28 protein-coding genes, 1 tRNA gene and 1 pseudogene are annotated in these 26,606 nt (G+C 54.5%); 17 read left to right on the top strand and 13 right to left on the bottom strand.

From position 1 onward, the window contains the following. The first annotated feature begins 1 nt into the window (after position 1). From MV421_RS08955 to MV421_RS08970, 4 genes are read left to right on the top strand one after another with little or no spacing between them, the layout of a single operon-like run. A complete protein-coding gene (locus MV421_RS08955; RefSeq protein WP_297418880.1) occupies positions 2-1,357 on the top strand; it encodes a proton-conducting transporter membrane subunit in 1,356 nt (451 codons plus the stop codon). Next, positions 1,354-2,559, top strand: coding sequence for a hypothetical protein (locus MV421_RS08960; RefSeq protein ID WP_297418877.1), 1,206 nt, complete (start codon positions 1,354-1,356; stop codon positions 2,557-2,559). The genes MV421_RS08955 and MV421_RS08960 overlap by 4 nt, the downstream gene beginning before the upstream one ends. Then, positions 2,559-3,164, top strand: coding sequence for a hypothetical protein (locus tag MV421_RS08965; protein WP_297418874.1), 606 nt, complete (start codon positions 2,559-2,561; stop codon positions 3,162-3,164). Before MV421_RS08960 ends, MV421_RS08965 begins: the two co-directional genes overlap by 1 nt. Then, on the top strand, positions 3,161-4,975 hold the full coding sequence (locus MV421_RS08970; RefSeq protein ID WP_297418871.1) for a proton-conducting transporter membrane subunit: 1,815 nt from the start codon (positions 3,161-3,163) through the stop codon (positions 4,973-4,975). The genes MV421_RS08965 and MV421_RS08970 overlap by 4 nt, the downstream gene beginning before the upstream one ends. A 61-nt stretch (positions 4,976-5,036) precedes the next feature. On the opposite strand, the gene MV421_RS08975 is transcribed toward MV421_RS08970, so the two are convergent. Next, a tRNA-Ala gene (locus MV421_RS08975) sits at positions 5,037-5,114 on the bottom strand. A gap of 136 nt (positions 5,115-5,250) precedes the next feature. Here MV421_RS08975 and MV421_RS08980 point away from each other — a divergent pair. Beyond that, the gene (locus MV421_RS08980; protein WP_297418869.1) at positions 5,251-6,537 is read left to right on the top strand and encodes an NADP-dependent malic enzyme; all 1,287 of its coding nucleotides are present in this window, start codon (positions 5,251-5,253) and stop codon (positions 6,535-6,537) included. On the opposite strand, the gene MV421_RS08985 is transcribed toward MV421_RS08980, so the two are convergent. The 7 genes from MV421_RS08985 to MV421_RS09015 form a co-directional block, all read right to left on the bottom strand. Continuing rightward, positions 6,528-7,046, bottom strand: a complete 519-nt coding sequence (locus MV421_RS08985) for a FumA C-terminus/TtdB family hydratase beta subunit (protein ID WP_297418866.1) — start codon at positions 7,044-7,046, stop codon at positions 6,528-6,530. The genes MV421_RS08980 and MV421_RS08985 overlap by 10 nt on opposite strands. After that, positions 7,037-7,888 (bottom strand): fumarate hydratase, encoded by an 852-nt coding sequence (locus MV421_RS08990; protein WP_297418922.1) that lies wholly within the window; start codon positions 7,886-7,888, stop codon positions 7,037-7,039. The genes MV421_RS08985 and MV421_RS08990 overlap by 10 nt, the downstream gene beginning before the upstream one ends. 196 nt (positions 7,889-8,084) lie before the next feature. Further along, positions 8,085-9,383, bottom strand: a complete 1,299-nt coding sequence (locus MV421_RS08995; protein WP_297518226.1) for a transposase — start codon at positions 9,381-9,383, stop codon at positions 8,085-8,087. Between the two features lie 182 nt (positions 9,384-9,565). After that, positions 9,566-10,480, bottom strand: a complete 915-nt coding sequence (locus MV421_RS09000) for a hydroxyacid dehydrogenase (RefSeq protein WP_297503952.1) — start codon at positions 10,478-10,480, stop codon at positions 9,566-9,568. 12 nt (positions 10,481-10,492) lie between these two features. Beyond that, positions 10,493-11,140 carry a TIGR00153 family protein gene (locus MV421_RS09005; protein ID WP_297416728.1) on the bottom strand — a complete coding sequence of 216 codons (648 nt, stop codon included), beginning with the start codon at positions 11,138-11,140 and terminating at the stop codon, positions 10,493-10,495. A gap of 20 nt (positions 11,141-11,160) precedes the next feature. Then, a complete protein-coding gene (locus MV421_RS09010; RefSeq protein ID WP_297416726.1) occupies positions 11,161-12,069 on the bottom strand; it encodes a 2-dehydropantoate 2-reductase in 909 nt (302 codons plus the stop codon). A 4-nt stretch (positions 12,070-12,073) separates the two neighbouring features. Then, a complete protein-coding gene (locus tag MV421_RS09015) occupies positions 12,074-12,523 on the bottom strand; it encodes a hypothetical protein (RefSeq protein WP_297416724.1) in 450 nt (149 codons plus the stop codon). A 98-nt stretch (positions 12,524-12,621) separates the two neighbouring features. Between MV421_RS09015 and otg the strand changes: the two genes are divergently transcribed. Together otg and MV421_RS09025 are read left to right on the top strand one after the other, a co-directional pair. Then, positions 12,622-13,146: a methylated-DNA--protein-cysteine methyltransferase gene (gene otg / locus MV421_RS09020; protein ID WP_297416723.1), complete on the top strand. Its 525-nt coding sequence runs from the start codon at positions 12,622-12,624 to the stop codon at positions 13,144-13,146. Beyond that, positions 13,134-14,174: a tetratricopeptide repeat protein gene (locus tag MV421_RS09025; protein WP_297416721.1), complete on the top strand. Its 1,041-nt coding sequence runs from the start codon at positions 13,134-13,136 to the stop codon at positions 14,172-14,174. Before otg ends, MV421_RS09025 begins: the two co-directional genes overlap by 13 nt. Positions 14,175-14,198: 24 nt before the next feature. Here MV421_RS09025 and MV421_RS09030 read toward each other — a convergent pair whose 3' ends face one another. Beyond that, positions 14,199-14,378 carry a hypothetical protein gene (locus tag MV421_RS09030; RefSeq protein WP_297416719.1) on the bottom strand — a complete coding sequence of 60 codons (180 nt, stop codon included), beginning with the start codon at positions 14,376-14,378 and terminating at the stop codon, positions 14,199-14,201. Positions 14,379-14,593: 215 nt separating this feature from the next. Between MV421_RS09030 and MV421_RS09035 the strand changes: the two genes are divergently transcribed. Beyond that, positions 14,594-14,929: a nascent polypeptide-associated complex protein gene (locus tag MV421_RS09035; protein WP_297416784.1), complete on the top strand. Its 336-nt coding sequence runs from the start codon at positions 14,594-14,596 to the stop codon at positions 14,927-14,929. Position 14,930: 1 nt separating this feature from the next. Here MV421_RS09035 and MV421_RS09040 read toward each other — a convergent pair whose 3' ends face one another. Further along, positions 14,931-15,281 (bottom strand): carboxymuconolactone decarboxylase family protein, encoded by a 351-nt coding sequence (locus MV421_RS09040; RefSeq protein ID WP_297416717.1) that lies wholly within the window; start codon positions 15,279-15,281, stop codon positions 14,931-14,933. 79 nt (positions 15,282-15,360) lie between these two features. Beyond that, complete coding sequence (locus tag MV421_RS09045; protein ID WP_297416715.1) at positions 15,361-16,893, bottom strand: hypothetical protein; 1,533 nt, start codon at positions 16,891-16,893, stop codon at positions 15,361-15,363. Between the two features lie 145 nt (positions 16,894-17,038). Here MV421_RS09045 and hflX point away from each other — a divergent pair. The 8 genes and pseudogenes from hflX (at position 17,039) to porB (ending at position 24,199) form a co-directional block, all read left to right on the top strand. Then, positions 17,039-18,348, top strand: a pseudogene (gene hflX / locus MV421_RS09050) (GTPase HflX). 213 nt (positions 18,349-18,561) lie between these two features. After that, positions 18,562-19,119: a pyruvate/ketoisovalerate ferredoxin oxidoreductase subunit gamma gene (locus tag MV421_RS09055; protein WP_297416712.1), complete on the top strand. Its 558-nt coding sequence runs from the start codon at positions 18,562-18,564 to the stop codon at positions 19,117-19,119. A gap of 47 nt (positions 19,120-19,166) precedes the next feature. Next, entirely contained in the window at positions 19,167-19,484 is a 318-nt protein-coding gene (locus MV421_RS09060) for a 3-methyl-2-oxobutanoate dehydrogenase subunit delta (protein WP_297416781.1), read from the top strand. Between the two features lie 10 nt (positions 19,485-19,494). Continuing rightward, positions 19,495-20,679 carry a pyruvate ferredoxin oxidoreductase gene (gene porA / locus MV421_RS09065; RefSeq protein ID WP_297416778.1) on the top strand — a complete coding sequence of 395 codons (1,185 nt, stop codon included), beginning with the start codon at positions 19,495-19,497 and terminating at the stop codon, positions 20,677-20,679. Between the two features lie 5 nt (positions 20,680-20,684). After that, positions 20,685-21,620 carry a 3-methyl-2-oxobutanoate dehydrogenase subunit beta gene (locus MV421_RS09070; RefSeq protein ID WP_297416710.1) on the top strand — a complete coding sequence of 312 codons (936 nt, stop codon included), beginning with the start codon at positions 20,685-20,687 and terminating at the stop codon, positions 21,618-21,620. Between the two features lie 60 nt (positions 21,621-21,680). After that, positions 21,681-21,998, top strand: a complete 318-nt coding sequence (gene porD, locus MV421_RS09075; RefSeq protein ID WP_297416708.1) for a pyruvate synthase subunit PorD — start codon at positions 21,681-21,683, stop codon at positions 21,996-21,998. 10 nt (positions 21,999-22,008) lie between these two features. Further along, positions 22,009-23,193, top strand: coding sequence for a pyruvate synthase subunit PorA (gene porA / locus MV421_RS09080; protein ID WP_297503955.1), 1,185 nt, complete (start codon positions 22,009-22,011; stop codon positions 23,191-23,193). 10 nt (positions 23,194-23,203) lie between these two features. Beyond that, a complete protein-coding gene (gene porB / locus MV421_RS09085; RefSeq protein ID WP_297421178.1) occupies positions 23,204-24,199 on the top strand; it encodes a pyruvate synthase subunit PorB in 996 nt (331 codons plus the stop codon). A gap of 18 nt (positions 24,200-24,217) precedes the next feature. Here porB and MV421_RS09090 read toward each other — a convergent pair whose 3' ends face one another. Beyond that, positions 24,218-25,414 (bottom strand): cysteine desulfurase, encoded by a 1,197-nt coding sequence (locus tag MV421_RS09090; protein ID WP_297421180.1) that lies wholly within the window; start codon positions 25,412-25,414, stop codon positions 24,218-24,220. Beyond that, on the bottom strand, positions 25,411-25,704 hold the full coding sequence (locus tag MV421_RS09095) for a hypothetical protein (protein ID WP_297421182.1): 294 nt from the start codon (positions 25,702-25,704) through the stop codon (positions 25,411-25,413). Before MV421_RS09095 ends, MV421_RS09090 begins: the two co-directional genes overlap by 4 nt. A 121-nt stretch (positions 25,705-25,825) precedes the next feature. Here MV421_RS09095 and MV421_RS09100 point away from each other — a divergent pair, with 121 nt between their 5' ends. Then, a complete protein-coding gene (locus tag MV421_RS09100; RefSeq protein WP_297421196.1) occupies positions 25,826-26,554 on the top strand; it encodes a P-loop NTPase in 729 nt (242 codons plus the stop codon). The last annotated feature ends 52 nt before the right edge of the window (positions 26,555-26,606 follow it).

Raw genomic sequence — 26,606 nt, forward strand, 5'->3', positions numbered from 1 at the left:
CATGGAAGTGGTACTTTACCTCTTAATACTCCCTCTCATAGCCTCGCTCCTCTCGTTAGCGGGCGAGAGGTGGGGGAAGGTTCTGACACCAGCCTTCGCCTTTGCAACAGCGGTCCTCTCGGCCCTGATGCTCTACCAGGGAAAGACCGTCTCAACGCCGAATCTCTACGCGGACTGGTACTCCCTCGTAATCGCGGGCATAGTCTCCTGGGTCTACTTCTTCGCCTCCCTGGCTTCTCTCTACTACACCGAGGGGCTTGAGAGGCCCTTCTTTGACCTCCGCTACTACTGGAGCTTCCTGTCGCTCTTCGCCCTCACCATGAGCTTCACCGCCCTGGTTTCCAACCTCGGCTGGATGTGGATAGGGCTTGAAGCGACCACCGTGGTGAGCGCACTCCTCATCCTCACGGAGGGAGAAAAGCGGAACGTCGAGGGGGCGTGGAGGTACATGATAGTAGCCTCCGCTGGACTCGGGGTGGCATTCCTCTCGGTTATCTTGGCCTACGTCTCTGCCGGAACCCTTGACGTGAGGCACTTAACGTTCACACCGAAGGAGGCCCTCCTGGTTTCCACCCTGGCTTTAATCGGCTTTGGAACGAAGGTAGGCCTCTTTCCGATGCACGGCTGGCTTCCAGACGCCCACGGGAGCGCGCCATCGCCGGTAAGTGCAATGCTCTCCGGAACGCTCCTCCCAACGGCCCTGCTCGTCTACTACAGGATCCTCAGCGCATCCCCCTGGAATGCCCCGGCGGAGATAACGCTCCTCTTTGGAGTCCTCACGCTCCTCGTCGCTTCCTTCCTGATGGCGTCCCAGAGGTTCGTCAAGAGATTGCTCGCCTACTCAAGCATGGATATGATGGGTGTCGCTACAATAGGCCTTGGCTTGGCTTACTACCACCCCGTCCTGCTAAAGCTCGTCTTCCTCCTCCTGGCGGTTCACGCCTTCTCCAAGGGTGCCCTCTTCATAACCGCCGGGGGCGTCATGCGGGCCTATAGAACGCACGAAATAGGGGGGATAAGGGGCCTAATGAACTCGAACCCCATGAGCGGCCTATCACTGGTCCTCTCCGCCCTGTCCGTTACTGGAAGCCCTCCTTTCGGGACGTTCATAGCGGAACTTGGAATAATAGGCGTTGCCCTGTCGAGGAGCTACTGGTGGGCGCTCTTCATAGGGACTGGCTTACTGCTGTCGTTCCTGGCTTTGAACTGGCACTCAGCTAAGATGGCCTTTGGAGAAGGAGAGAAGCGGAAGGTTCCCACGGGAGAGGGGATCATAGTGCTCACTATGACCTTAACCGCCCTTGGGATAAGCCTCTACGCGTGGTATCTTATCGTTACGGGAGGTCTGGTAGTATGAAGGCTCTTTCCGCTGTGTTCAGGAAGGGCGGGAAGTATCTGACGGTCTGGCTCGACTACGAAAGCGGTGAGGCCGAGCTTGAGTTCACGGACTCGCTCCCGGGTAGGATGATAGCGCCTGCCCTCATCGGCGAGACCGAGCCTTACATGAGGATACCCCCGGGGACGAACGCGGTTCCGCTGACCTTTGGGCCGGCCGCGGGTGGCCTTGGTCAGGCCGGGGCCTTCGAGATACTAACCTACGGCGAGAGGATAGTGGCGATAAGGCCGGTCTACGGCTACAAGGGACGCGGGCTGGAGAAGATGATGCTCGACCGTCCTATTGGGGAGTCGATAGCTGTCCTCGAGAGGGCAGCGGGGAACTTCGCAATGGCCTACACCTACGCCTTTCTGAAGGCGGTCGAGGCCAACCCTGACGAGGACGTCTGGGATGTTAGAAAGGCTCTCCTCGAACTTGAGAGGCTCTACAACCACTTCAACGCGATACACAAGTTAGCGGGAGCCGCATCCCAGAAGGTCGCCACCATGCACTTCCACGCCCTTGAGGAGGACGTCCTCAGGGTATTCAGCAGGCTGACCGGCCATCGCTATGGCTTCGGCTCAAACCTGCCTGGTGAGGTCAGGATTCTTGAACCGGAGGTCATTCAGAGACTTGGGAGGATTAAGGCGGAGTTCCGCTCGCTAACCGATGAACTGCTGGAGAGCAAGATATTCATAGACCGTCTCCACACGACCTGCAGACTCACGAGGGAAGATGTCATCGAACTTGATGCAGTGGGCATAGCGGCTAGGGGGTCCTCCGTTCCTAGGGATGTCAGGGCTTTCGACAGGTTTTACTCCTACAAACCGGTAACCTACGAGGACGGAGACGCTCTGGCGAGGTTAATGGTCAGGATCGAGGAAGTGGAGAGGTCCTTCGAGATCATTGAAGGTTCGGACGTTAGAAGCGTCAGCTCCGACCCGTCCCTGAAGGACGGGCTGAACCTTGGATTAGCTGAAGCATCTCACGGGGACGTTCTAGTTCTCGCGGAGCTTGAGAACGAAAGGCTGAGGTGGATAGGCCTCAGGGGCGCTTCCCGCATCAACTACATCGCCTTCGCAAAGGGAATAACCGGGAACATCTTCACGGACTTCCCGTTTGGCTTAGAGAGCTTTGGCCTGAACTTTGCCGATGCTGACCTTTGGCAGGGGGGTGAGGACTGATGTGGATGATCAAAGGCCTTCGGAAGGGCGTCATAACGAGCGATTATCCAGGAAAGGTGAGTGAGGAAGAGCTTTCGCCGAGCTTTCCCCTAAAAGCCCCCGAGGAGTGTCCCTTCGGTGCCCTTGAAAACGGAAGCTTCGACCCCAAGAAGTGCATCTCCTGCCGTCTCTGCAATGCCCCCTTCGGAAGGAAGCTCGACGTTGATGAGGTTAAAAATCCCCTCAACTTCAGGCGCTCGCTCCATGTCCTCTTCCTTGACGTTGGAACCTGCCACGCCTGCAACCGCGAAGTCGCACAGCTTCACAGCCCATACTACGACGTCCACAGGCTCGGAATATTCTTCACGCCCACGCCGAAGCACGCTGATGTTCTCCTCGTCGCGGGCTGTCCGACCGACGGTATGATACCAGTTCTAAAGGAGGCCTACGAGCTGATGCCTGAACCGAAGCGCGTCCTCGTCCTCGGCGCCTGCTCCAACGGTGCCTTCTGCGGGAGAAAGGTCGAGGATTTTGTCCCGGTGGATGGCTATGTGGCGGGCTGTCCGCCGAACCCGGTTCAGATAATCCGGGGCCTCCTTAAGATGGCCGGGAGGGATGTGGAATGAACCCCTACTATCTGATAACCTTGGGTTTCGCCCTGGCATCACTCGTCTCACCAGCATCGAGGAAGCTCACCTACTGGCTCAACGTGGCCCTATCATCGGCCCTGCTCTACTTCCTCCTCTTCCAGCCCGGGAGCATAGGTGGAACAGACAGGTACTTCATGCTGATCTCGGGAATAGTCTGGCTGACCGCTTCACTCTTCAGCCTGGACTACGACCACTATCCAAAACTCCTGGCCGGCTCTTTCTCGCTCGCCATAGCGGGCATGATGGTTATCCTACTCGCCAAAGACGCGGTTACCTTCCTCGTCGGCTGGGAGGTAATGACGGTAGCGAGCTACCTCGGCATAACCGCGAAGGAGAGGGAGGGAAGAGGTGCTTACAGCTTCCTTGCCTTCGGTGAGCTTAGTGCGCTCTTGATCTTAGCTGGTTTCGGCCTGCTAACCATCCAAAACGGTTCGGTGGACTTTTCAGCCTGGAAAGCCTCACCGGCCTGGAACGTCGCCTTCTTCTTGGCAGCCCTCGGCTTCTCGGTCAAGATGGCAATCTTTCCCTTCCACATCTGGCTTCCGCAGGCCCACGGTAAAGCCCCAGCCAACCTCTCCGCCCAGCTTAGCGCCGTCCTCACTCTGATGGGCCTCTACGGGATGGTTAGGCTCCTCCTTATTGCAAGGCCAGCTGACTGGATCGGTGCCTTCTTCCTCCTCTTTGGAGGTTTGACCGCGATCCTCGGTGCGGCCTACGCGGCCGGAACCGAGTACGTCAAGAGACTGCCCGGATACAGCACGGTTGAGAACGACGGCGTTTTACTGGCCCTCTTTGGCGGGACGGTGATCACCCTGAACCACGGCAACGTTGATTTGGCCTCGTTCACGTTCTTAGCTCTGCTCTTCTTTGCCTTCGCCCACAGCGTATCAAAGGGCCTGCTCTTCCTTGTGGCAGGGAGGCTGGAGAACGGCACCGGGAGGTTCCCCGAGGTCGTCCACGGCAGACTCTCACTCCTTGGCGTCATAGCCGGCTACGCCTCGGCGTTAAGCCTCGCTGGGATTCCCCCATTCCCGGGATTCCTCGGTGAGTGGCTCGGTATAGAGAGCCTCCTCCAGAGCTTCAAGATACCCGACCCTGGACTCAAGGTTCTCATGATGCTCGTGGGTTCACTCGTGGCTTTGACGGCTGGAATAGCCGGGGTTGCGATGAGCAAGATAATAACGCAGGGGGCCCAGAGGGCGGGAGGAAAGAATGGTTATTCAGTGGAGGATATCGGCTATGCCTTCTCCGTGGCGGTCCTCTTTACGGTCGGTATTGTACCGGGGCTTCTCTTCCGCCTCATAAACGCCCCAATGGAAGCTTTAACAGGTCAGAAGGCGACTGACTTCCTCGGCGGTGTGCTCGGAATAAAGGAGGGCTTCCTCGTCGTTGCAAAGGGTTTTGGGGGAATCTCCCCGACCTACCTGGCCCTCCTGGTCTTTATCTTCGCGGTGGGCACGTACATCGTTCTAAAACCTTTCACAAAGCTGAAGGCAAGGCGCGTCAGGGCGTGGAGCGGCGGACTTACCAATCCAGAATACCCACCGATAGCGCACTCGACCATACTGCTCGTCACTGAAGGCTGGCTCTACGGGACGATGGAGGAGAAAGGCCGCCTCCACTGGCGTGAGAAGGTGAGCACAGCATATAGTAGGCTTGCTGATGGTTACCTGGCCTTTTCCGAGTGGTTCAGACACGGGGTCATGAGGGGCTCCGACAGCGTTTACGTCGCCTATATCCTCCTAACGTTAATAGCCGGGCTTGTTTACCTTCTTTACGCCCTTTGATGCTTTTTTATTTCTCTTCTCATGTTCTTTTCTCCTATATTCTTAGAGAAGAGCCAAATTTTGGTGGACCGGGCGGGATTTGAACCCGCGGCCTCCGCCTTGCGAGGGCGGCGCTCATACCAGGCTGAGCTACCGGCCCGTCCGGTAGTAGAAAAGCGGGCGGGTTTTAAAAAGTTTTGGTCCAGTCGGGTTCATTAATGGACAAATTTGAGTTTATTTTCCGCTATAGACGGTGGATTTTTAACTTATAAATGGCAATAGATGGCGGTGATAACATGAACCCGCTTGACCTTCACAGGAACAACTTCCCCGGCAACGGGAAGATTGAAGTCATCCCTAAAATTCCGCTCACGAAGGAGACCCTGAGCCTCGCTTACACGCCGGGCGTTGCCGAGGTTTCCAGGAGGATCACCGGGAGCCCGGAGGACGTCTTTGAGTACACGAACAGGGGCAACACCGTGGCCGTTGTAAGCGATGGGAGCAGGGTCCTTGGTCTCGGAGACATCGGGCCCCTCGCGGCCCTGCCGGTGATGGAGGGTAAGGCGCTCCTCTTCAAGGCCTTTGGTGGAGTTGATGCCTTTCCGCTCGTCCTGGCAGAGAAAGACCCCGAAAGGTTCATCGAGGTTGTAAAAGCCGTCTCGCCCTCCTTCGGCGGGATAAACCTTGAGGACATAGCCTCACCCAAGTGCTTTTATATCCTTGAAAGGCTCCGGGGGGAGCTTGAGGTACCGGTTTTCCACGACGACCAGCAGGGAACCGCGAGCGTGGTTTTAGCGGCCCTGATGAACGCCCTAAAAGTCGTTGGGAAACAGCTCGATGAAATTTTAGTTGTCCTCTTCGGCGCAGGGGCCGCCGGCTTCGCCACGCTGAGGCTCCTCACGAAGGCGGGGGTGAAGCCCGGAAACGTTAGAGTCGTAGAGCTCGTGAAGGGGGAGCCGAAGGTTCTAACGGCGGACCTTCCCCTCGGGGAACTCTTCCCCTACAGGGGAGAGTTGCTCTCAAAAACGAACGAGGAAGGGGTCGAAGGCGGTCCGAAGGAAGCCCTGAACGGGGCGGACGTCCTTATATCCTTTACCAAACCGGGGCCTGGCGTCATAAAGCCCGGCTGGATAGAGAGGATGGCCGACGATGCAATAGTCTTCCCGCTGGCAAACCCCACCCCCGAGATACTCCCTGAGGATGCGAAGAAGGTAGGGGCGAGGATAGTGGCAACGGGGCGGAGTGATTACCCCAACCAGGTGAACAACCTCCTCGGCTTCCCCGCTATATTCCGCGGTGCTCTCGACGTTGGGGCAAAGACGATAACCGACGGGATGGTAATAGTCGCATCGGAGGCAATGGCTTCGGTCATAGAGCCGAGCGAGGATGAGATAATCCCCTCACCCTTCCATCCGGAGGTTCACCTAGCAGTTGCCAGAGCGGTCGCCGAGGAGGCGATGAGGGAAGGTGTCGCCCGGAGGAAGGTGAAAGGTGCCGAAGTCGAGGAAAGGGTCAGAAAGTGGCGGGAGTTTTATCTGAGGTTCATCGCCCCGATAAACGAGAGGAGGAAGGGTTACCGGTAGAGCGAGCTTCCGTGGGCATCTATGGCCACGACGAGCGGGAAGTCCTCCACTTCGAGAACCCAGATTGCCTCAGGGATTCCCAGCTCATCGAGCCAGTGAACGGCTCTAACCCTTTTTATGCTCTCCGCAGCTAAAGAGCCAGCTCCGCCCGTGAAGGCGAAGTAAACTGCCCGGCCTTTGAAGGGCTCCGAATCCATTCCCCCTTTTCCTATTATCCCCCTTATGCCGAGGGGGAGAATCTCGCCGAGGTAGCGGTTCATTCTCGCGCTGGTGGTCGGCCCCGCCGAAACAACTTCCCATCCTCTAGGGGTCTTTCTAACAACGGGCCCGCAGTGGTAGATTACCGTCCCCCTTGGATTGAAGGGCAGCTCTTCCGGCGAAAGGCTTAAAATTTTCCCGTGGGCTGAATCGCGAGCAGTATAGATCGTCCCGGAGAGGTGGACGATATCCCCTGCCTTCAGTTTAATCACCCCTTCCCCGCTCAGGGGAGTTCTCAGCCTTACCGCCACATGTCAACCCTCCCGTCCGGGCTTATCCTCAAAAAGGCCCTTCTGTTGGCCCAGCACTGGACGATTAAACCAACGGGGAAGCTCGCGGGATGCCTGTGGGCGACTTCGATTTTGACGTCGAGGGCAGTTGTTACCCCTCCCATGCCCATCGGTCCTATCCCGAGGGAGTTCACCACCTCCAAAAGCTCCTCTTCGATTCTCGCAATCCTCTTATTGGCGTTTCTCTCGCCGACTTTTCTGAGCAGGGCCCTCTTAGCTAGTTCCAGGGAATAATCGGCACCCCCACCAACACCCACTCCCAGTATCACTGGCGGGCAGGGCTTTCCACCGCAGGCCTTAACCTTCTCGACCACAAAGCGTTTGATCCCTTCCCAGCCTTCCCCAGGGGTGAGCATCGCCAGTGCGGAGCAGTTCTCACTTCCACCTCCCTTTGGAAAGACCGCCACCTCGATTTTATTCTCTTCCGTCAACTCCCAGTGGATTATCGGCACCCCATTTCCCGTGTTGTCCCCGGAGTTTTTGCCGGTCAGAGGGTCGACGGAGTTAGGCCTGAGTGGAACTTCGGGGGTCGCCTTTCTGACGGCCTCGATGATGGCCCCCTCGATTTCCGTAAGGAAGGGGCTATCCACCCCGGCCCTGACGAAGAAGGTCAGCGTCCCCGTGTCCTGACAGACCGGTATTGACCTTTCCCTTCCGATTTCAATGGCCTTGAGGATGTTTTGGAGGTTAAAGCGTGCTATCTCGCTTTCCTCAGCTTCGTGGGCCCTTTGGAGTGCTTCAACCGTGTCCTCAGGGATTGCGGTTACGGCGAGCCTTATGGCATCAACGAGGACATCGACCAGCAATCGGCATACACCTGTCAAAGATTTGAAGAGAAGTTAAAAAGTTTGACGTAGGGATTTAAAAGCCACCTCTAGAGCGGAGGAGTTTTGAGTCTTAGTGCTGTTGTTAACAGGTCATGTCCGGATCCTAAGCTGGAGAAGTTTATGCTATACCCTGACCTCTTCCCTGCCGTGAAAGGCGAAGGGTTCCAACGACCTAACCCCTCGCCAAACTCGGGAAGGTTTGAGGGGCTTCATTAAAACCCAAACTAAAACGGGTTTTTAACCCCTCTGGCCCGGTCTTAGGCCAGTTACCCCTCCTCTGAGCGTAAAGACCGCCCAAGTTCGGGGTTATGGTTTTTGCCACCTTCTTTAAGATATTAAACGCTCCAACTAAGTCCGCGTTAAAGATAAGCCCCGTTGCGGGACACTCAAACAATCCCCGAACAAACCTCGCCTCCTCGTGGGGCTTCCCGCAGACGGGGCAGGTTTTCGAAGTAAAAGCCTCGTCCACAACCACGACACTAATACCATACTCTTCCGAGACTTCTTTTAGACGTTTAATAACGTAATTGAACCGCCAGACGTGGGATAGGAGGAAATTCTGCTTTTTACCCTTATCGGAGTTCCTGCTAATGCCCTTTGGATAACCAACGACAATCCTCGAAACTCCGAGGTGATAAAACCTTTCAACGGCTTGTCTTACGGTAGTGTTAATGTAATTTTTGGCTTGGAGCTTGGCCTTCTCGTGCATTCTTTTGAGTTTTCTACTGCTCTTAGCTCCAGACTTGTTGAGTTTTGACTGATAGTCAGCGATAACCTTCCTAAAGTAGAAGTCTATGGCTTTCAAGGGTCTTCCGTTCACGAGAAAACTCTCACCGTTTTCCACGTAAACGGCCATTAAGTTGTTCACTCCAAGGTCTATTCCAGTCGAAAGGTTACCCAGGGGTTGTCTCGGAATACTAATCCACTCGCTTCCAATCAGCTTCTCCTCCACCGTGTATGAGATGTGGGCATACCATTTACGTTTAACATCATCGTAAACGATTTCCAATCGCCCTTGTTTGCCTCTGAAGTGTATTCTACCCTTGAATTGAATTTCGAGGCGTTTGAATTTTCCGAGACCTTTAAGGATTAGTTTGTTGTCTTCAATTTTGTATTGGTCGTTCCTGAGGATGATTAAACCTCCTTTCTTGATGTAGTTTGGTAGTTTTGGTTTGAACCATTCCGACAGTTCCCCGTTCCGCTTACTCCTTAAGAGAGAGAAGAAGCTCCGCCAAGCTTCAGTGTTCTTTCTGGCTATTTGCTGGACTGTTGCCGAGCCGATTTCCTTCTTGAATTCTTCATAGATTATTTTCTCGGTTTTGTTAAGGTCTATTGGTTTGCCCTCAAAGAATTCTTGCCTGCGGAGGTAGTTTACTCGGTTCCAGATTTTGGCTCCAATGCCAGCTAACTCGAAAAGAACTTTTTTCTGTTCTTTGCTTGGCTGGAGTTTTACTGTTACTGCCCGCTTCATTTCAGAGTGTGGTATGGTCTTTTGGCTTTAAAATAGTTTGCTTTCCCGTTTAATGGCTGTTGGATGGTTTACTGCATCCCCGCCCTAAAGGGCGAAGCTTTCAAAAGAAAAAAGTAAACTTTCTTAGAAAATACACCATAATACTGCTGGTAAAAGCTTGAAAGATGAGGAAAAGAAAAAGCTCATCCCTTCAGAATCTCAACTATCTGCTCGGCGACCTGAACGCCAGCCCTCATCTGGGCCTCAACGGTCGAGGCCCCGATGTGCGGGGTGAGAACCACGTTGTCGAGCTTGGTAAGTGGGTGGTCCTTTGGCAGGGGTTCCTCCTCATAGACGTCGAGGCCGGCCCCGGCTATCCAGCCCTCCTGGAGGGCCTTTACAAGGGCGGCGTTGTCGACGACGGCCCCACGGGCGGCATTTATTAGTATCGCAGTTGGCTTCATGAGTTTCAGCCTCTCCTCATTTATTAAGTGGTATGTTGCATCTACTAGTGGAACGTGGAGCGTAACGACGTCGCTCTCCTTCAGGAGGTCTTCCAGAGAAACAAAGGTTCCACCGACTTCTTTCGCCCTCTCCTCGTTGGGATACGGGTCATAGAGGAGGACATTCATGCCGATGGCCTTCGCGATTTTGGCGATCTGGTAGCCTATCCTTCCAAAACCGACGACGCCGAGGGTTTTCCCTTCAAGCTCTGTACCTTCGCACTGCTTTTTGGCCCAGACGCCTTCCCTCATCTTCCTGTCGGCGAAGGCCATCTTTCTAGCAACGTTGAAGATCAGGGCTATGGCGAGCTCTGCAACGCTCCTGCTCGATGCGGCCGGGCTGTTGACGACTTTTATGCCCCTTTCCCTAGCTGCATCGAGGTCTATGGTGTCAAGGCCAACGCCGGCCCTACCGATAACCCTGAGCTTCGGTGCCGCCTCGATTACCCTCCTGCTGACCTTTGGCTTGCTTCTTACAATTATTGCCTCAACGTCCTTCACAAGCTCAATAAGCCTTTCCTCATCTGGATACTCTTCGTAAACAACCTCAAAACCAGCTTCCTTCAAAACTCCTATGGCCTTCTCGTGGATCGGGGCCGCAACGAGGACCTTCACCATGCTATCACCTCATCCCCTTCTTTTTATTGCCATCAGCATGACCTGGTCGGAGGCGTCTTCAGCTCTGTCAGCTATGTCTCCGATTTTGGTCAAGACCTGATTCCAGATTATCTTGGCATACGTGCTGATGGTCTCACTCTCATAAACTTTACCCTTCACTTCGTATTCAACCTTATCTGCGCTTTCCTCTGCATCTTCTACTGCCTTTGACATTTCTATGGCCTTATCCACGTCCGAGGTGAGAGCTCTGACCGCATCCATGAGCAGCTCGTACGTCCCCACGGCTGAATCGACGAGTTCCATTATCTCGTTCTTCAGCTCGGCCGGGACCTTGGGTTTGGCGAGTATGAGTGTGTGGGCGGCACTCTCAGCCGCGTCCGCCACCTGGTCTATCTGCTCGCTCAGGTGGACGTAATCACCCCTGTTGGTAGGGAGGAAAGCCCCCTCGTAGAGCATCGTCTCTATACCCCTTCTGAGCTTATCCGCTACGCTCTCCAGCTCACTTACCTTCTCCTCAAGCTCTTTGGCTTCCTCCAGGTTTCCTTCTAGATAAGCAGAAACTAGTCCCCTAAACGCCTCAAGGGTTTCATCTACAGCCTTGAGGTGCTCCTCAATGGTGTCAAAAACGTTGCTCTCCTTGCCGCCGAAGATAGCCATCTTGACCCCTCCACTATCCCTTATTTGTCTAACTTATTTAGGTTTTCCCTCGCCTTTATCAGTACCCAGAGAAGCTCGTTCCTCGGTGCCTCTAAACCGACCGATTGGGCGTACTCGACGATCTTTCCATGGATGTAGTCCACTTCAGTTCTCTTCCCTCGCATTATGTCCTGAAGGGTTGAATTGTAGTTGTCCTTAGTCCTGTCTATGGTATCCCACAGCAGTTCAAGCGGGTGAATCTCGAACTCTATACCAAGTTGTTGGGCAACGAGACAGCCCTCCTTGGCGATATCTACGGATATCCCCTCAAGGTTTGGATCCTTCATTAGAACTCCATTTTTAACGCCCAGAACTGTTCCGAGGCCGTTGATGACGGAGTTGACTATGGCTTTAGCCCACTTCCAGCCGATGATGTTCTCGCTTACTCTGGTTTCAATTCCGGCTTTGCTAAAGACATTCGCAACTTCTTCCACGAAGTCCGCCCTTCCCTTTGGATACTTTCCGATAACTGTTACCCCTCTCCCCGTCCACTCCACGCGGCCCCACTCAACGAGCATGGCGCCGTTCGTCGTCACCCCACCTATCACCCTCTCCGTCCTCTTCAGGGCAAGTTCCTCGTTCCCGAGGCCGTTCTGTATGCTGAGAACCCACGTTTCTGGCCCTATGCATCCCCCCGCACATTGGAGGGCAGTTTTGGTGGAGTATGACTTAGTAGAGAGCAGTAGGAGCTCAGGCGGTTCATCCGGGGCATAAATGGTAGCCTTTGGATAGACGGTGAACTCATCGATTCCAAAGACCTCAAGGCCGTTCTCGTTGACCGTTTTAACCTGCTCTTCTCTCCCTATAAGGGTGACGTCGTTTCCGGCCCTTGCAAGAAGTGCACCAAATAGAGACCCTATACTCCCAGCACCGAGCACGTAAATCCTCATCCTCTCACCTCAGGAGCTTTCTAAGGTGGTGAAGCGCGTAGACGTAAACCAGTACAAAGAGAGAAGTCCACTTCCATCCGGTTCCGGACAGGAGGAAGACCGCAGATACCGGGAGCATTCCAAAGGACGATACGACTCGGTTGCCCGAGAAGAGGGAGATACCCGCCACGCCGAGCAGGTAAATGGTGTAACCCCCTTCGCCCGCGGTGGTTGCGATCGCAAGTCCAGCCACGCCGAGAATCGCGTTTAGACACCGCTCCCATCCCTTGACGGGCTGCCTCTCAAAGGGCCAACCAAGGGCGAAGATTGCTCCAGCCGTGAGGAGAAGCGCGTATCTCCACATATCCGGGAGCGGATAAGGGAGCGAGAATGCCAGCAGTGCCCCGGCTGAGAACGGTCTCGCCTTCCTCTTTATTCCTGCAAGGGTAAGGGGCAGATAGGCAACCTCGTACATGCGCTCACCACAAGGGTTTAAAGTCCGGCTTTTAAATGCCTACCGATGCTTGGGGTCGTGCCTGTTGAACCTGAGGTTTCCGGTTAGGGGATGATGAAATGCTGAGCGTTGATGCTTTTGAGATAGCCGGCGAGAAGATCTGGATCGCCGTGGTATGGGGGGAGAGAATCCAGGGGATAACCTTCTCACTCGACAGGAGGCAATTCGAGAAGAACATCGAGCGCCTAATAGGATTTCTAGGAAAAAGGGGTGTAAAGGTCGATTTAGATAGGAAAAACTCGGATTATCCCTCCGTTGTAAGGGACGTCATCCTCGGAGAGGTTGAGAACGTCGACCTCCTTCCCATGCTGTCTTTTGAGGGTGTCACATCCTTTGAGAGGCGCGTTTACGAATGGCTCACGAAAAACGTTAAAAAAGGGAGTGTTATAACCTATGGTAGCCTCGCAAAGGCGCTGAACACTTCACCGAGGGCCATCGGTGGGGCGATGAAGCGCAATCCCTACCCAATAGTTGTTCCCTGTCACAGGGTCGTTGCTCGCGACGGGGTAGGTCACTACACACCAAGGCTCGACGAGAAAATCTTCCTGCTGAGAATAGAGGGGGTGGAAGGATGGACAGGCTAAAAGCATACGTTATAGGTTTCCTGCTTATAGTTCTCGCGATAGCGGCTGGTATCGTCTGGTACGGCGGCTGGAGATTGTTACTACAGGTTGTACTCGTCCTCGGCTTCCTTGCCTTCACTCTGATATTGCTCTTCTTCATGGGGTTAACCCTCTACGCGGAGAGCTGGAAGTATGGGACGATTCTGGCTATTTTAACGACTATAAGCGGCTATGCAACCTACCTGAGCATAGTATGGCGCGACCTCTGGATCGTCGGGGCGGTAATAGTCTTTTTCGTCGCGGCCTTTGCCTTTGGGGTCTGGTATATCAGCGAACCTGACCTCGGGCTGGCGGACCGCTTCAAGAGCGCCGAGAGCCTTGAAAAGGCCGGCAAGTACAAGCAGGCCGCGAGAAAGTACGAGAAGGCCGGAGATTATCTAAAGGCCGCGGGGATGTACGAGAAACTCGGCTGGATGGAGAGCGCCGCCTGGGCCTACGAAAAGGCCGGAAAGTACGAGAAAGCCGCTGAAATCTACGAGGAACTCTATGAAAAGGAGAAGGACACTTACTACCTTAAGGAGGCCCATGAGTACTGGAAGAAAGCCGGAAATATGGAGAGGGCCGCCCAAGCCCTTGAAAAGTACGCGGAGGAAGAACCCTGGTTCTGGGAGGACGTTGCAAAGCTCTACGAAGAGCTTGGAAATGAAGGAAAGGCAAGGGAAGCCTGGGGGAAGGCCCTTGAATACTACCAGGGAGAAGCAGAAGAGGAGGGCGTCTTCTACGAGGACGTCGGCAACATAGCGAGAAAGCTCGGCATGGAAGAGTTGGCTAGGGAAGCCTACGGGAAGTTCCTCGAGTACTGCCTGAAGGAGGCTGAGGAGGATCCAATGTGGTGGAAGCACGTGGCCGAGGCATATGAATACCTCGGCGAGGCTGATAAAGCAGAAGAGGCTAGGAAGAAGTATGAAGAGTACAGGCAGAGCATCATGAAGGCCAACGAAGAAACCTCGAAGTTCCCGGAGGAGAGGGGGGAGAGTGGCTCTTCCTAAAGCATCCTCTTTGCATCCACTCTATCAGTAAACGTCTCCAGTTTCCTCCTCTTCTTTAAGCTCTTCATTTATCTCCTTCTCCTTTTTCTCGACGGAGCGCTCGATATAGCCAAGGATGAAGTAAAAGACTATTCCCATTATTAACAGACTTCCAATCAGTTCCACCAACTGGAAAAGAGTTGACCCCGATTGAGGAACGGACATTCTCTCACCCCCTCAGGTTATCCTCAAAGGTTTTAAACTTTGTCTCTGCGAGAGGATGAAGTTTCCTTTGGGTTGGACTGATATCCGGATGGGCGTTGAGCCTGCAATGTGGCGATTACTAGGGTGATAGGAGGTATCCCCGAGCACCTCAATGCTGCTGAAGGAGGTCTCCCAACCTTTTTAAAATCCTCCCCCAATTTCACCCGGTGATAAAGATGATGGGTATGAACCCGAGGCAGATGAAGAAGCTCATGAGGCAGATGGGCATCAAGATGGACGAGCTTGATGGCGTTGAGGAGGTAGTGATCAGGCTTGAGAACAGGGAGATAGTTTTGAAAGAGCCTGCCGTCACGGTGATCTCAGCCCAGGGAGAGAAGAGCTACCAGATAGTTCCAGGAAGTGAAGAGGTTAGACCGAGGGTGAAGGTCTCAGAGGAGGACGTTAAGCTCGTCATGGAACAGGCGGGGGTGGATGAGGAAACCGCCAGGAAGGCCCTCGTCGGGGCTGAGGGTGACCTGGCGGAGGCCATATTGAAGCTCACTGGGGAGTGAATTATCTCCCCTCCTTAAATGCTTCTATCGCCTTCGTCAGTGGGATGAGGTGCATCAGGGCCGGTCCACCGGCCATAAGAACTGCCACCAGTCCAGCTTCCATAAGTTCTTCCGGCTTCGCCCCGGCCTCAAGGGCCTTCCTGGTGTGGAGGTATATGCACCACTCACAGCCCGCCGAGATTCCCAGGGCAAGTGCTATAAGCTCCTTCTCTCTCGTTGTTAGGGCCTTGTTGTCGAGGGTCTCCCTCAGAAAGCGTGAGAAAGCCGATATTTCCTTCGGGTGCTCCTTGCCGAGCTTATCTAAAAGGGCCTCAATCTCCTCGAGCTTCACCATCACGTCTTCTTCTCCCATAACACCACCGTAGAATGTTGAGGGGTAGGGAATTAAAGGATTTTCAAAACATAAGGTTTCAAACCTTCCCTTAACCCCCTTAGACCACAATTCCCCTCTGGCGGAGCCTGATGACGTCCCCTATGACGTCTATCAGAGACGCTATTATCTCGTCATTCCTGCCGTTGTTCTTCCCATAGAGGCTTTTAAGCTTGTCAACGAGGTCGAATAGCACCTCCTTGTCCATGTCAACGAGCCTCTGTGCTTTCCTAGCCAGGAACCTCAGGACAACGGATCTCGAGTCGTCGCGGTCGAGAAGCTTAAAGATTATCCCCATCGCCGATCTCTCGAACTCGTCTCCACCTACCTTCTCGGACAGCCTAGTAATCATCTCAAGCCCGCCTTCAATATCAGTGGGATTGTTTGACTTCAGCAGGACGTCTATCAGCGAGGAGAAAAACTTCGCGGTTCCAGGATAGAGGTTGTAGATGTCCGCCATGGTTTTCGCAGCTGTTTCCCTTGCCCAGAGGTTTTTGCTCTTCAGGAAATCCCCCAAGGTTGGTAGAATCCTGTAGGCGTCCGTTGGGGTCAAGTGTTCGGTTATCCTTGAGATGACCCAGAGGGCGTCCATCCTGCGCGTGTAGTCCGGATCCTCCAGCATGTTCAGTATCCTCTCCATGACCTCGGGGTCGAGCTTCGCAAGTTCTGCAACGACCTCCGTTTTTCCGGCATCTAAGAGCCTGTCAACGTCCTCGGCGCCGTACTTCGTTACCTCCATAGTTTTCTTAAGTTCCCCCTCGCTCTGGATGACGCTTCCAATGCTTGCCGACTTCTCGAGTTTCTCAAGCACAGTGCCTGCCTTTAGGCCGAGTTTGACGTCGCTCTTGAGCTCCTTTATCTTTGCGATGACCTTGAGCTTGTTCTTGGTGGAAATATATTTATCCCTCGTTGAGAGCCTATCTATTGAAATAAGCGCCCTCTCAACAACGTATGGGTCTGGGTGGCTCAGCAGATCGGCCACCCTGTCGAAGACCTCATTGAGGAGTTTGGGGTCGTCGGTTTTGCTCGCTATCTCTGTCAAAGCTGTTATCGCCGCCCCATGTACCTCCCTCTTGCCGCTTGAGCCTATAATGGAGAACAGCCAGTTAACTATCTTGTATGCTAGCCTCGCAACATTCACGCCGATGTTTCCAAGCCCCTCTGCTGCGTACTCTCCCAAGATCGGTATCCCGGACTTCACAACTCCCATAAGTGCCTCCGTAACCTTATCGTAGTCGACGTCGCTCAGTTTCCCTTTCTCGAGGAGGAGGTTCAGCACCTCGATGGCCTTGAGGGTCACCTTTTCGTCCCTGTCATTCAGTAGCTCGATCACCCTGTCTAGAACGGGCGAAAGCAGCTCTCCTTGGAGATTGCCATCCGCTATCATGTCCCCGATTATAGTAAGGACGTTGGCCCGGACGTGAGGGTTTTCGTCGGAGAGGAGATCAACCAGGGCTTTGAATGCACTCTCGTGCTCCTCTGCCAGATTTCTTACCTCCTTGAGGTGCCACTTTAAGATATCCTTCCTCAGGCCCTCCCTGTCCACTATGAGTTCGCCTCCCTTTATCAGGAGAATTGAGAGGTAGTCTATCATGCTCCCACCGTTTCATTACCTAGGGCGGAGGATGATTTAAGGTTTCCCCGGGGAGGGGATTCCGGACTGTAACCTCCGGATGTGTTTTCTGGCCGAACTGGAACACGGGCGTAAGTTTATTAAGCGCGCCGAGAACTCCCGCCGCATGAGGGTCGTTGGGGTAATACGGAAGTCCCGTAGGGAGCGCACTTCGCGGGAGGAGTTTGAGGAACTCCTGAGAAGTGCAGGCTATGAGGTAGTGGAGATACTCGAACAAAACCGTGAGGAGCACCCTAGATACAACATCGGGAGGGGAAAGCTTGAGGAGCTGAAATCCCTTGTGGGGGAGTTGAAGCCAGACAGGGTCGTCTTTGCCAACAGGCTCACCCTGGCCAAGCCTACAACTTATGGAGGGAACTTAAGGTTGAGGTTATTGACCGCTGGCAGCTTGTCCTCGAGATATTCGAGAGGCGCGCCCACTCTAGGGAGGCCAAGCTCCAGGTGGAGCTGGCATCCCTCCAGTATGAGGTTCCGCTCGTCAGGGAAGCGATAAGGCGGGCAAAACTCGGCGACAGGGCCGGCTTCAAGGGGATGGGTGAGTACCAGACGAGACAGTACCTCAAGCACATCCGCTACAGGATGGGCAAGATACGGAAGGAGCTTGAGAGGGTAAAGGCGGAGCGTGAGGTGAGGAGAAAGCGGAGGGAGGAGGTTGGGTTTGTTCTCGTTGCCCTCGCTGGCTACACGAACGCCGGCAAGTCTACTCTTCTCAACGCCCTCGCCGGAGAGAACGTCGAGGCAAGGAACCAGATGTTCACAACGCTCGACACTACCACAAGACGCTTTAAGCTCTCCGGGAAGAGGGTTCTCGTCACAGATACGGTCGGCTTCATCGACGGCCTTCCCCCGTTCATAGTCGACGCCTTCCACTCCACCTTAGAGGAGATAGTTAAGGCCGACGTAATCATCCTCGTTCTGGACTCCAGCGAACCTTGGAGTGAGGTGAGGAGGAAGTTTCTGGCGTCGCTTGAGGTTCTCCGTGAGCTTAAAACCCTTGACAGGCAGATGGTTATTGCGCTTAACAAGGTCGACCTTACATTGCCTGAAGACTCTGAAGAGAAGGTGAGGAGAATCCGCGAACTTGCTGAAGAGCGGGGGCTTACCCCCCGGGTCGTTTCAATCTCCGCCAAACTCAACCGGCTGGACGAGCTTTACAATGTCCTTGAATCCGCGGTTCTATCCCTCCCAAAGTACGGGGCCTTTGAGGTTATCGTTAAGTCTCCTCAGGATGTCCCGCGCGTCCTCTCACTCGTCCGTTCCATCGGAGAAGTCCTTGATGCCCAGTACGGCGAGGAAACCCGGATAAGGGCCTACCCTCAGACGGGCATGATAAAAGAACTGACGCGGATGGGGGTTGGAGTGAGGCGCCTAAGCCTGCCCCGTGGGGATGGTGAGATGGGTGGAGATGGTCATTAGGGATGTCGCGATCAACATGGCTGTCTCCTAGCAGGCGTTTAACATATTAGTGGGCGAAGTTTTTTCGGGAAGCTGTGAGCTTTTTCCACCATTAAAGGATGAGAGCGTTCATCCTTACCCAAAAACACCTGTCGAGGGGAGCTTAAGCCAATACCGAAACTTAAATAAATGTTTTTGGTGATTTAAGTTTGACAAACTTGGGAGGCATGAAAGATGATTGAGATTCGTTTTCACGGTAGAGGTGGACAGGGTGCAGTTACGGCTGCCAACATATTGGCCTCTGCAGCCTTCAAGGGAGGCAAGTACGTCCAAGCATTCCCCTTCTTTGGCGTTGAAAGGCGTGGAGCGCCGGTTACGGCTTTCACCAGGATTGACGAGAAGCCGATCAGGATAAAGACCCAGATATACGAGCCTGACATTGTCGTTGTCCTCGACCCAAGCCTTCTTGACACCGTCGATGTGACCGCGGGTCTCAAGGAGAACGGCATAGTCATTGTCAACACCGAGAAGAGCAAGGAAGAAGTGCTTGAAAAGCTCAAGAAGAAACCGGCCAAGCTGGCCCTCGTTGATGCTACTACGATAGCCCTCGAAGTCCTCGGTCTTCCGATCACCAACACCGCAATCCTCGGTGCCGTTGCCAAGGCCACTGGAATCGTCGACCTCCCCTACATCCAGGAGGCCATTAAGGAGACCTTCTCTGGGACGCTTGGTGAGAAGAACGCCAAGGCCGCTGAGGAGTCCTTTGAGAAGACCGTTATCTACGGGCTGTAATCTTCTTTCACTTACTTCCTTAAAATTCCCAGCGGGTGGTGATAGAGTTGAACACGTTGTTTGGTGAAAAAAAAGAAGGGGCCACCAAAATCGTCCTCACAAAGGCGGACGAGTACCCAGAGGCCCCGGTAAGCATAGGTACCACGCTCAGCAACTTCACTGGCGACTGGAGAACCTTCATCCCGGTCATAGACGATGACAAGTGCGTCAAGTGCTACATCTGCTGGAAGTTCTGCCCGGAGCCGGCAATATACATAAGGGATGACGGCTACGTCGCGGTCGACTACGATTACTGTAAGGGTTGTGGCATCTGCGCTAACGAGTGCCCGACCAAGGCGATAACGATGGAGAAAGAGGAGAAGTGAGGTGTTGGTTATGGATTACAAACCCATTAGGAAGGTTGTGAGCGGGAACTACGCGGCTGCTTACGCCGTGAAGCACGCCCGTGTCCAGGTTGTCGCCGCTTATCCAATCACACCTCAGACTAGCATCATTGAGAAGATAGCAGAGTTCATAGCCAACGGTGAGGCTGATATCCAGTACGTCCCGGTCGAGAGCGAGCACTCGGCCATGGCGGCAACCATCGGTGCTTCCGCCACGGGTGCAAGGGCCTTTACCGCTACGGCCGCCCAGGGATTAGCTTTGATGCACGAGATGCTTCACTGGGCGAGCGGCTCGAGGTTACCGATAGTCATGGTCGACGTTAACAGAGCCATGGCTCCCCCGTGGAGCGTCTGGGACGACCAGACCGATTCACTTGCTCAGCGTGATACAGGCTGGATGCAGTTCTACGCTGAGAACAACCAAGAGGTTTACGACGGCGTTCTCATGTCCTACAAGGTAGCCGAACAGGTCAACGTTCCGATAATGGTCGTTGAGAGTGCCTTCATCCTGAGCCACACCTACGATGTAGTTGAGATGATTCCCCAGGAGCTTGTCGATGAGTTCCTTCCGCCGAGGAAGCCGCTATACACCCTCACCGACTTCGACAACCCGATTTCGGTTGGAGCACTTGCGACTCCGAACGATTACTATGAGTTCCGCTACAAGCTGGCCAAGGCCCACGAGGAGGCAAAGGAGGTCATCAAGAAGGTTGGAAGGGAGTTCGGTGAGCGCTTTGGAAGGGACTACAGCAGCATGATAGAGACCGACCATGTCGACGATGCCGATTTCGTCTTCATGGGCATGGGTTCGCTCATGGGAACCGTCAAGCAGGCGGTTGACATCCTCAGGAGCGAGGGCTACAAGGTCGGCTACGCGAAGGTGAGATGGTTCCGCCCGTTCCCCAAGGAAGAACTCAAGGAGATAGCGGAGAGCGTCAAGGGCATAGCCGTCCTCGACAGGAACTTCTCCTTCGGCCAGGAGGGCATACTCTTCAATGAGGCGAAGGGAGCACTCTATGGAACCGGCGCGGAGCCGCTGATTAAGGACTATATCGTCGGCCTTGGAGGCAGGGACTTCACGGTTCCGGACGTTAAGGCGATAGCGGAAGACATGAAGAGGCTCATCGAAAAAGGCGAGCTTGATAGAGAGGTGGATTGGTACCACCTTAAGAGGTGAGAAAGATGGAGATTCCCGAGAGCGTTAAGAAAAGGCTTACCCTTCCGGCTGAAGAGCACTTCTACGCCGGCCACACGGCCTGCCAGGGTTGTGGTGCATCGCTCGGACTCCGCTACGTCCTCAAGGCCTACGGAAAGAAGACTATAGTTACCATCCCCGCGTGCTGCTCAACCATCATAGCAGGCGCCTGGCCCTACTCAACCCTCGACGCCAATCTGTTCCACACGGCCTTTGAGACCACAGGAGCGGTGATAAGCGGCATCGAGGCCGCACTCAAGGCCCTAGGTTACAAGGTCAAGGGTGAGGACGGCGTTATGGTCGTCGGATGGGCTGGCGACGGAGGAACTGCTGACATAGGTCTTCAGGCTCTCTCCGGCTTCCTTGAGAGGGGCCACGACGCGGTTTACATAATGTACGACAACGAGGCCTACATGAACACCGGAATCCAGAGGAGCGGTTCAACACCATATGGTGCTTGGACCACCAACACTCCCGGTGGAAAGAAGCACTTCCTTGAGAAGAGGCACAAGAAGAAGGTCATTGACATCGTTATAGCCCATGAGATCCCCTACGCCGCAACCGCGAGCGACGCCTACCCTGAGGACTTCATAAGGAAGCTTAAGAAGGCCCAAAATACTCCGGGCCCGAGCTTCATACAGCTCTTCGCGCCCTGCCCGACCGGCTGGCGCTCACCAACGGACAAGAGCATCGAGATAGCGAGGCTTGCCGTCCAGACCGCCTACTTCCCGCTCTTTGAGTACGAAAACGGAAAATACAAGATCAACATGCCCTCAACGAAGAAGGAGCCGAAGCCTATAGAGGAGTTCCTCAAGTACCAGGGCCGCTTTAAGTACATGACAAAGGAGGACATTCAGATCCTCCAGGAGTGGGTCAACCACGAGTGGGAGAGGCTCCAGAAGCTTGCCGAGGTCTTCGGCTGAGCTTTTTATCTTACCCCAAAATTTAAGTTTCGATTTGATAATTTGCCTGAGGTGATAAACATGGCTGAGAGTCCGTTTAAGGCCGACATAGAGAGGGTTGGGAAGGAGTATAGCGAAAAGATGACACCCGGAGCGATAGCCACCATTCCGGGCAGCAGTGTGATAAACAAGACCGGTTCCTGGCGTGTTTTCATGCCCGAGTTCAACCGTGACAAGTGCGTCCGCTGCTACCTCTGTTATATCTACTGCCCCGAGCCGGCCATCTACCTTGACGAGGAGAACTTCCCGGTCTTCGACTACGATTACTGTAAGGGTTGTGGCATCTGCGCTAACGAGTGCCCGACCGATGCCATAATAATGGTTAGGGAGAGCAAGTGAGGTGATGAAAATGCCGATTAGAACCGTTATGAAGGCTAACGAAGCGGCCGCCTGGGCGGCAAAGCTGGCCAAGCCCAAGGTTATAGCCGCGTTCCCGATTACTCCATCGACTCTCGTCCCCGAGAAGATAAGCGAGTTTGTCGCCAACGGGGAACTCGATGCAGAGTTCATCAAAGTCGAGAGCGAGCACTCCGCTATTTCTGCCTGCGTTGGTGCCTCCGCCGCTGGCGTCAGAACCTTCACCGCGACCGCTTCCCAGGGTCTCGCCCTGATGCACGAGGTTCTCTTCATCGCTGCCGGCATGAGGCTCCCGATAGTCATAGCCGTTGGAAACCGCTCGCTCAGTGCTCCCATCAACATCTGGAACGACTGGCAGGACAGCATAAGCGAGCGCGACACAGGCTGGATGCAGTTCTACGCCGAGAACAACCAGGAAGCCCTTGACCTCATTATAGCCGCCTTCAAAGTTGCCGAGGACGAGAGGGTTCTCCTCCCGGCCATGGTCGGCTTCGACGCGTTCATCCTCACCCACACGGTTGAGCCGGTGGAGATACCCGACCAGGAGCTCGTTGACGAGTTCCTCGGTGAGTACGAGCCGAAGTACGCCTACCTCGACCCGACTAAACCAATAACCCAGGGCACTTTAGCGTTCCCGGCCCATTATATGGAGACCCGCTATACCGTCTGGGAGGCCAACGAGAACGCCAAGAAGGTCATCGACGAGGTCTTCGCGGAGTTCGAGAAGCGCTTTGGTAGAAAGTACCAGAAGATCGAGGAGTACCGCACCGACGACGCCGAGATAATCTTCGTCACCATGGGTTCCCTCGCCGGAACCGTCAAGGACTACGTTGACCACCTCAGGGAGAAGGGAATAAAGGCCGGTGCAGCCAAGCTCACCGTCTACAGGCCGTTCCCGACCGAGGAGGTCAGAGAGCTGGCAAAGAAGGCCAAGGTCATAGCGCTCCTTGAGAAGAACATCACCTTCAGCGTCGGCGGAGCACTCTTCCAGGACTTCAGCAGGACTTTGGTGAACGTGGAGGACAAGCCGATACTCGTTGACTTCATCCTCGGTCTCGGTGGCAGGGACGTTACCTTCGGGAACCTCGACGAGGTTCTTGAGATAAGCAGGAAGGCCCTCGCCGGAGAGGAGTTTGGGGAAGTCAACTGGATTGGACTGAGGAAGGAGATACTGTGAGGTGAGGAAGATGGCCGTGAGAAAACCCCCTATCACAACTCGCGAGTACTGGGCGCCCGGTCACGCCGCCTGTGCTGGCTGTGGCTGTGCCACCGGCATGAAGCTGGTCACTAAAGCCTTCAGCGAGGCCATGGAGGAGAAGTTCGGCGACCCCAATGCCTTCGCCATAGCCCACGCAACGGGCTGTATGGAAGTCGTCAGCGCAGTATTCCCGTACACCGCCTGGAAGGCCCCCTGGATTCATGTCGCCTTCGAGAACGCGGCAGCGGCAGCGAGCGGTGTTGAGGCCGCCTGGAAGAAGCTTGGAAGGAAGGGCAAGATACTCGCCTTCGGTGGGGATGGAGGTACCGCCGATATTGGTATGCAGGCCCTTAGCGGTATGCTCGAGAGAAGGCACAACGTCGTTTACGTCATGTACGACAACGAGGCTTACATGAACACCGGAATCCAGCGCTCAAGTTCAACCCCCTATGGTGCTTGGACCACCACCAGCCCGCCGGGTAAGCTCTCAATCGGTGAGGACAAGCCCAAGAAGTGGGTTGCGCTTATAGCGGCTGCCCACCAGGTGCCCTACGTCGCCACCGCGAGCATAGGAAACCCCTTTGACCTCGTGAAGAAGGTTAAGAAGGCCGCAAAGGTCGACGGCCCGGCCTTCGTTCAGATGCACTGCACCTGCCCGACCGGCTGGAAGAGCCCGCTCGAGAAGGGTGTCGAGATCGCTCGCCTCGCCATTGAGACCGGTGTCTGGCCTCTCTTTGAGATCGAGAACGGAGACCTCTTCAACATCAAAATACAGAGTCCGGGCGGAGGCGCCAAGGTCAAGCGTGAGGGCGGTCGCGTCGTCGCCATCGAGTTCAAGAAGCCCATCGAAGAATACCTTAAGTTACAGGGCAGGTTCAAGCACCTGTTCAAGAGGCCAGAGGCAATAGACGAGATGCGCGAGCAGATCAAGGCCATGTGGAAGGTTTTGGGCGTCGAAGTCACCCTCCCGAAGCCGGAGGAGTGATCCCTCTTTTTTTCGTTTTCACCGCAGGTTTCTAACCAGCTCCTCAAGAACCCCTAGGAAGGCCTCAACTTCCTCAAGGCTGTTGTAGACGTGGAACGAGGCCCTCACAGTTCCGTTTATCCCGAGCTTTTTCATCACTGGTAAAGCACAGTGGTGGCCTGAGCGAACCATTATCCCGTGGTCGTCCAGTACCGCCGCTACGTCGTGCGGGTGGAGCGGGGGGATGTTGAAGCTGACGACACCGGCGTGTTTTTTCAGATTTCCCGGCCCATACCACGGTATTTCAAGCTCGTCGAGGCCTTCAACGGTTCTCTTTACGAGCTTCCTCTCCTGCCTTTCGATTCCCTTAAGGCCTATCCGCTGGATGTAGCGTATTCCCGCGGCCAGTCCTATTGCGCCGCCTATGTTCGGAGTTCCCGCCTCAAACCTTTCTGGAGGCTCCGTTAACCTGTATCCATCGGGGCTCACATCCTCTATCGTCCCCCCGCCGATGAGCGGTGGCTCGAAGACATCAAAGAACCCACTGTTGAGGTAGAGGACGCCTATTCCAGTTGGGCCCATCGGCCCTTTGTGACCTGAGAAGGCCAGGAAGTCCACGTGCAGTTTCCTCACGTCAACCTCCATGTGACCGGCGCTCTGGGCTGCATCAACGACAAATATCGCCCCTTCCTCCTTCGCCATCTTCCCAAGCTCCTCGACCTCGTGGACAACGCCGAGGACGTTCGAGACATGTTGAACCGCCACTAGCTTCGCATCTTTAATCTTCCTTTCGGCATCGCTTAAATCGAGGTTGCCCTCGTTGTCACCTTCGATGAACTCCAATTTGAGGCCTTTCCTTCTGGCCAGCCTCTGCCAGGGGAGTAAATCGGAGTGGTGCTCGTAGGGGGTTGTTACTATCTTATCGCCCGGTCTAAAAAGGTTCTCAAGTCCGAGGGCGACCAAGTTAAGGCTCTCGCTCGTGTTTTTGGTGAAGACTATCTCCCCGAACTCTGCGTTGATGAAGTCAGCCACGATCTTCCTGCTCTCCTCGTATTTGTGGGTCGCCATCTGGGAGAGCCTGTGAACGCCCCTGTGGACGTTGGCGCGGTACCTCAGATAGTAATCATCCATCGCCTCGATTACGGGCTTTGGCGTTAAGGAGGTGGCCGTGTTGTCGAAATATATGACCTCGATCGTCAGCGGTATGTCCTTCCTAACATCGTCCGGGATCTTCATATTACCACCTCCAGAATTCCGGCGCAGTCGTATACCGTCTCGGCGATTTTCCTTCCCCTCTCGGCATCTTCGAGGAGCTTGATGATTATCTTCCCGCTCGGGTAAACGCTGACCTCGTAGCCTTCCATTTCGAGGATGAGCATCATGTTCGGGACGAGCTTTTTCACGGAGAAGCCTTTTTCCCTGAGGCACTTGGCGGTCTTTACGAGGTTCACCTTTACCTGTCTCTCCCAGGAGTAGGCTCCTATAACAACGCCCCTCATCGTGACGCAGGGCTTTGAGATTATCATCCCACCACCGTTTTTACTTCCCCCGTTCGCTTATACCCCTTTCCTGAACCGATGGTTAAAAACAATGTATGAACCGAATATCTTATAAGGCGTGCTACTTTTCTACTAAATGGTGATACCAATGAAGATTCTCGTGAGCGGCAAGGGCGGTTGCGGAAAGAGCACGATAAGCGCGATGCTCGGAAAGTATCTCGCTAGGAATGACTATCGCATCCTAATCATAGACGCCGACGAGTCAAACCCCGGTCTTTACAGGATGCTCGGCCTCCCAAGGGTCAAAACGCTCGCTGAGCATCTGGGGGGAAAGAAGAGGGCCAAGATACTCATGGCGGCTGAAGGAGAGGGAGAACTCGACGAGGAGCTTTTCAAATGGACCCTCGACGAGGTTCCCGGGGAGATACTTGCGAGGAAAGGCAATCTTGCGGTTCTGACGATTGGAAAGATTGAGGAAGCGGAAGAAGGTTGCGCCTGTCCCTACGGCTTCTTGGCCAGAAAGCTCCTCGAGGGTATAAGGCTGAAGGAGGATGAGGTTATCATAGTTGATACCGAGGCGGGAATAGAGCACTTCGGTAGGGGCGTTGATAAATACGTTGATGTCGTTATCGATGTGGCTGAACCTTCTGTGGAGTCCATTGAGCTGTCGAAGAAGATAGCCTCCCTGAGCGAGAGCCTCAGCCTCAGGCACTTCCTAGTCCTCAACAAGGCCCTCCCAGGGGTTGAGGAGAAGTTGCCGGTTAAGCCCGATGTAATAATATCCTTTAACCAAGACTTCATACTCGACAGTCTGAACGGAAAGGAAGTCGAGCCAGTAGAACAGATAGAGCGGCTCTGGGGGATAATCGCCGGGTGAACAGTTTGAAAACTTGACGTTCTGACACGCCCCCTTGATCTTTTTAACAAGT

This window comes from Thermococcus sp. (genome assembly GCF_027023865.1).
GTDB lineage: Archaea > Methanobacteriota_B > Thermococci > Thermococcales > Thermococcaceae > Thermococcus.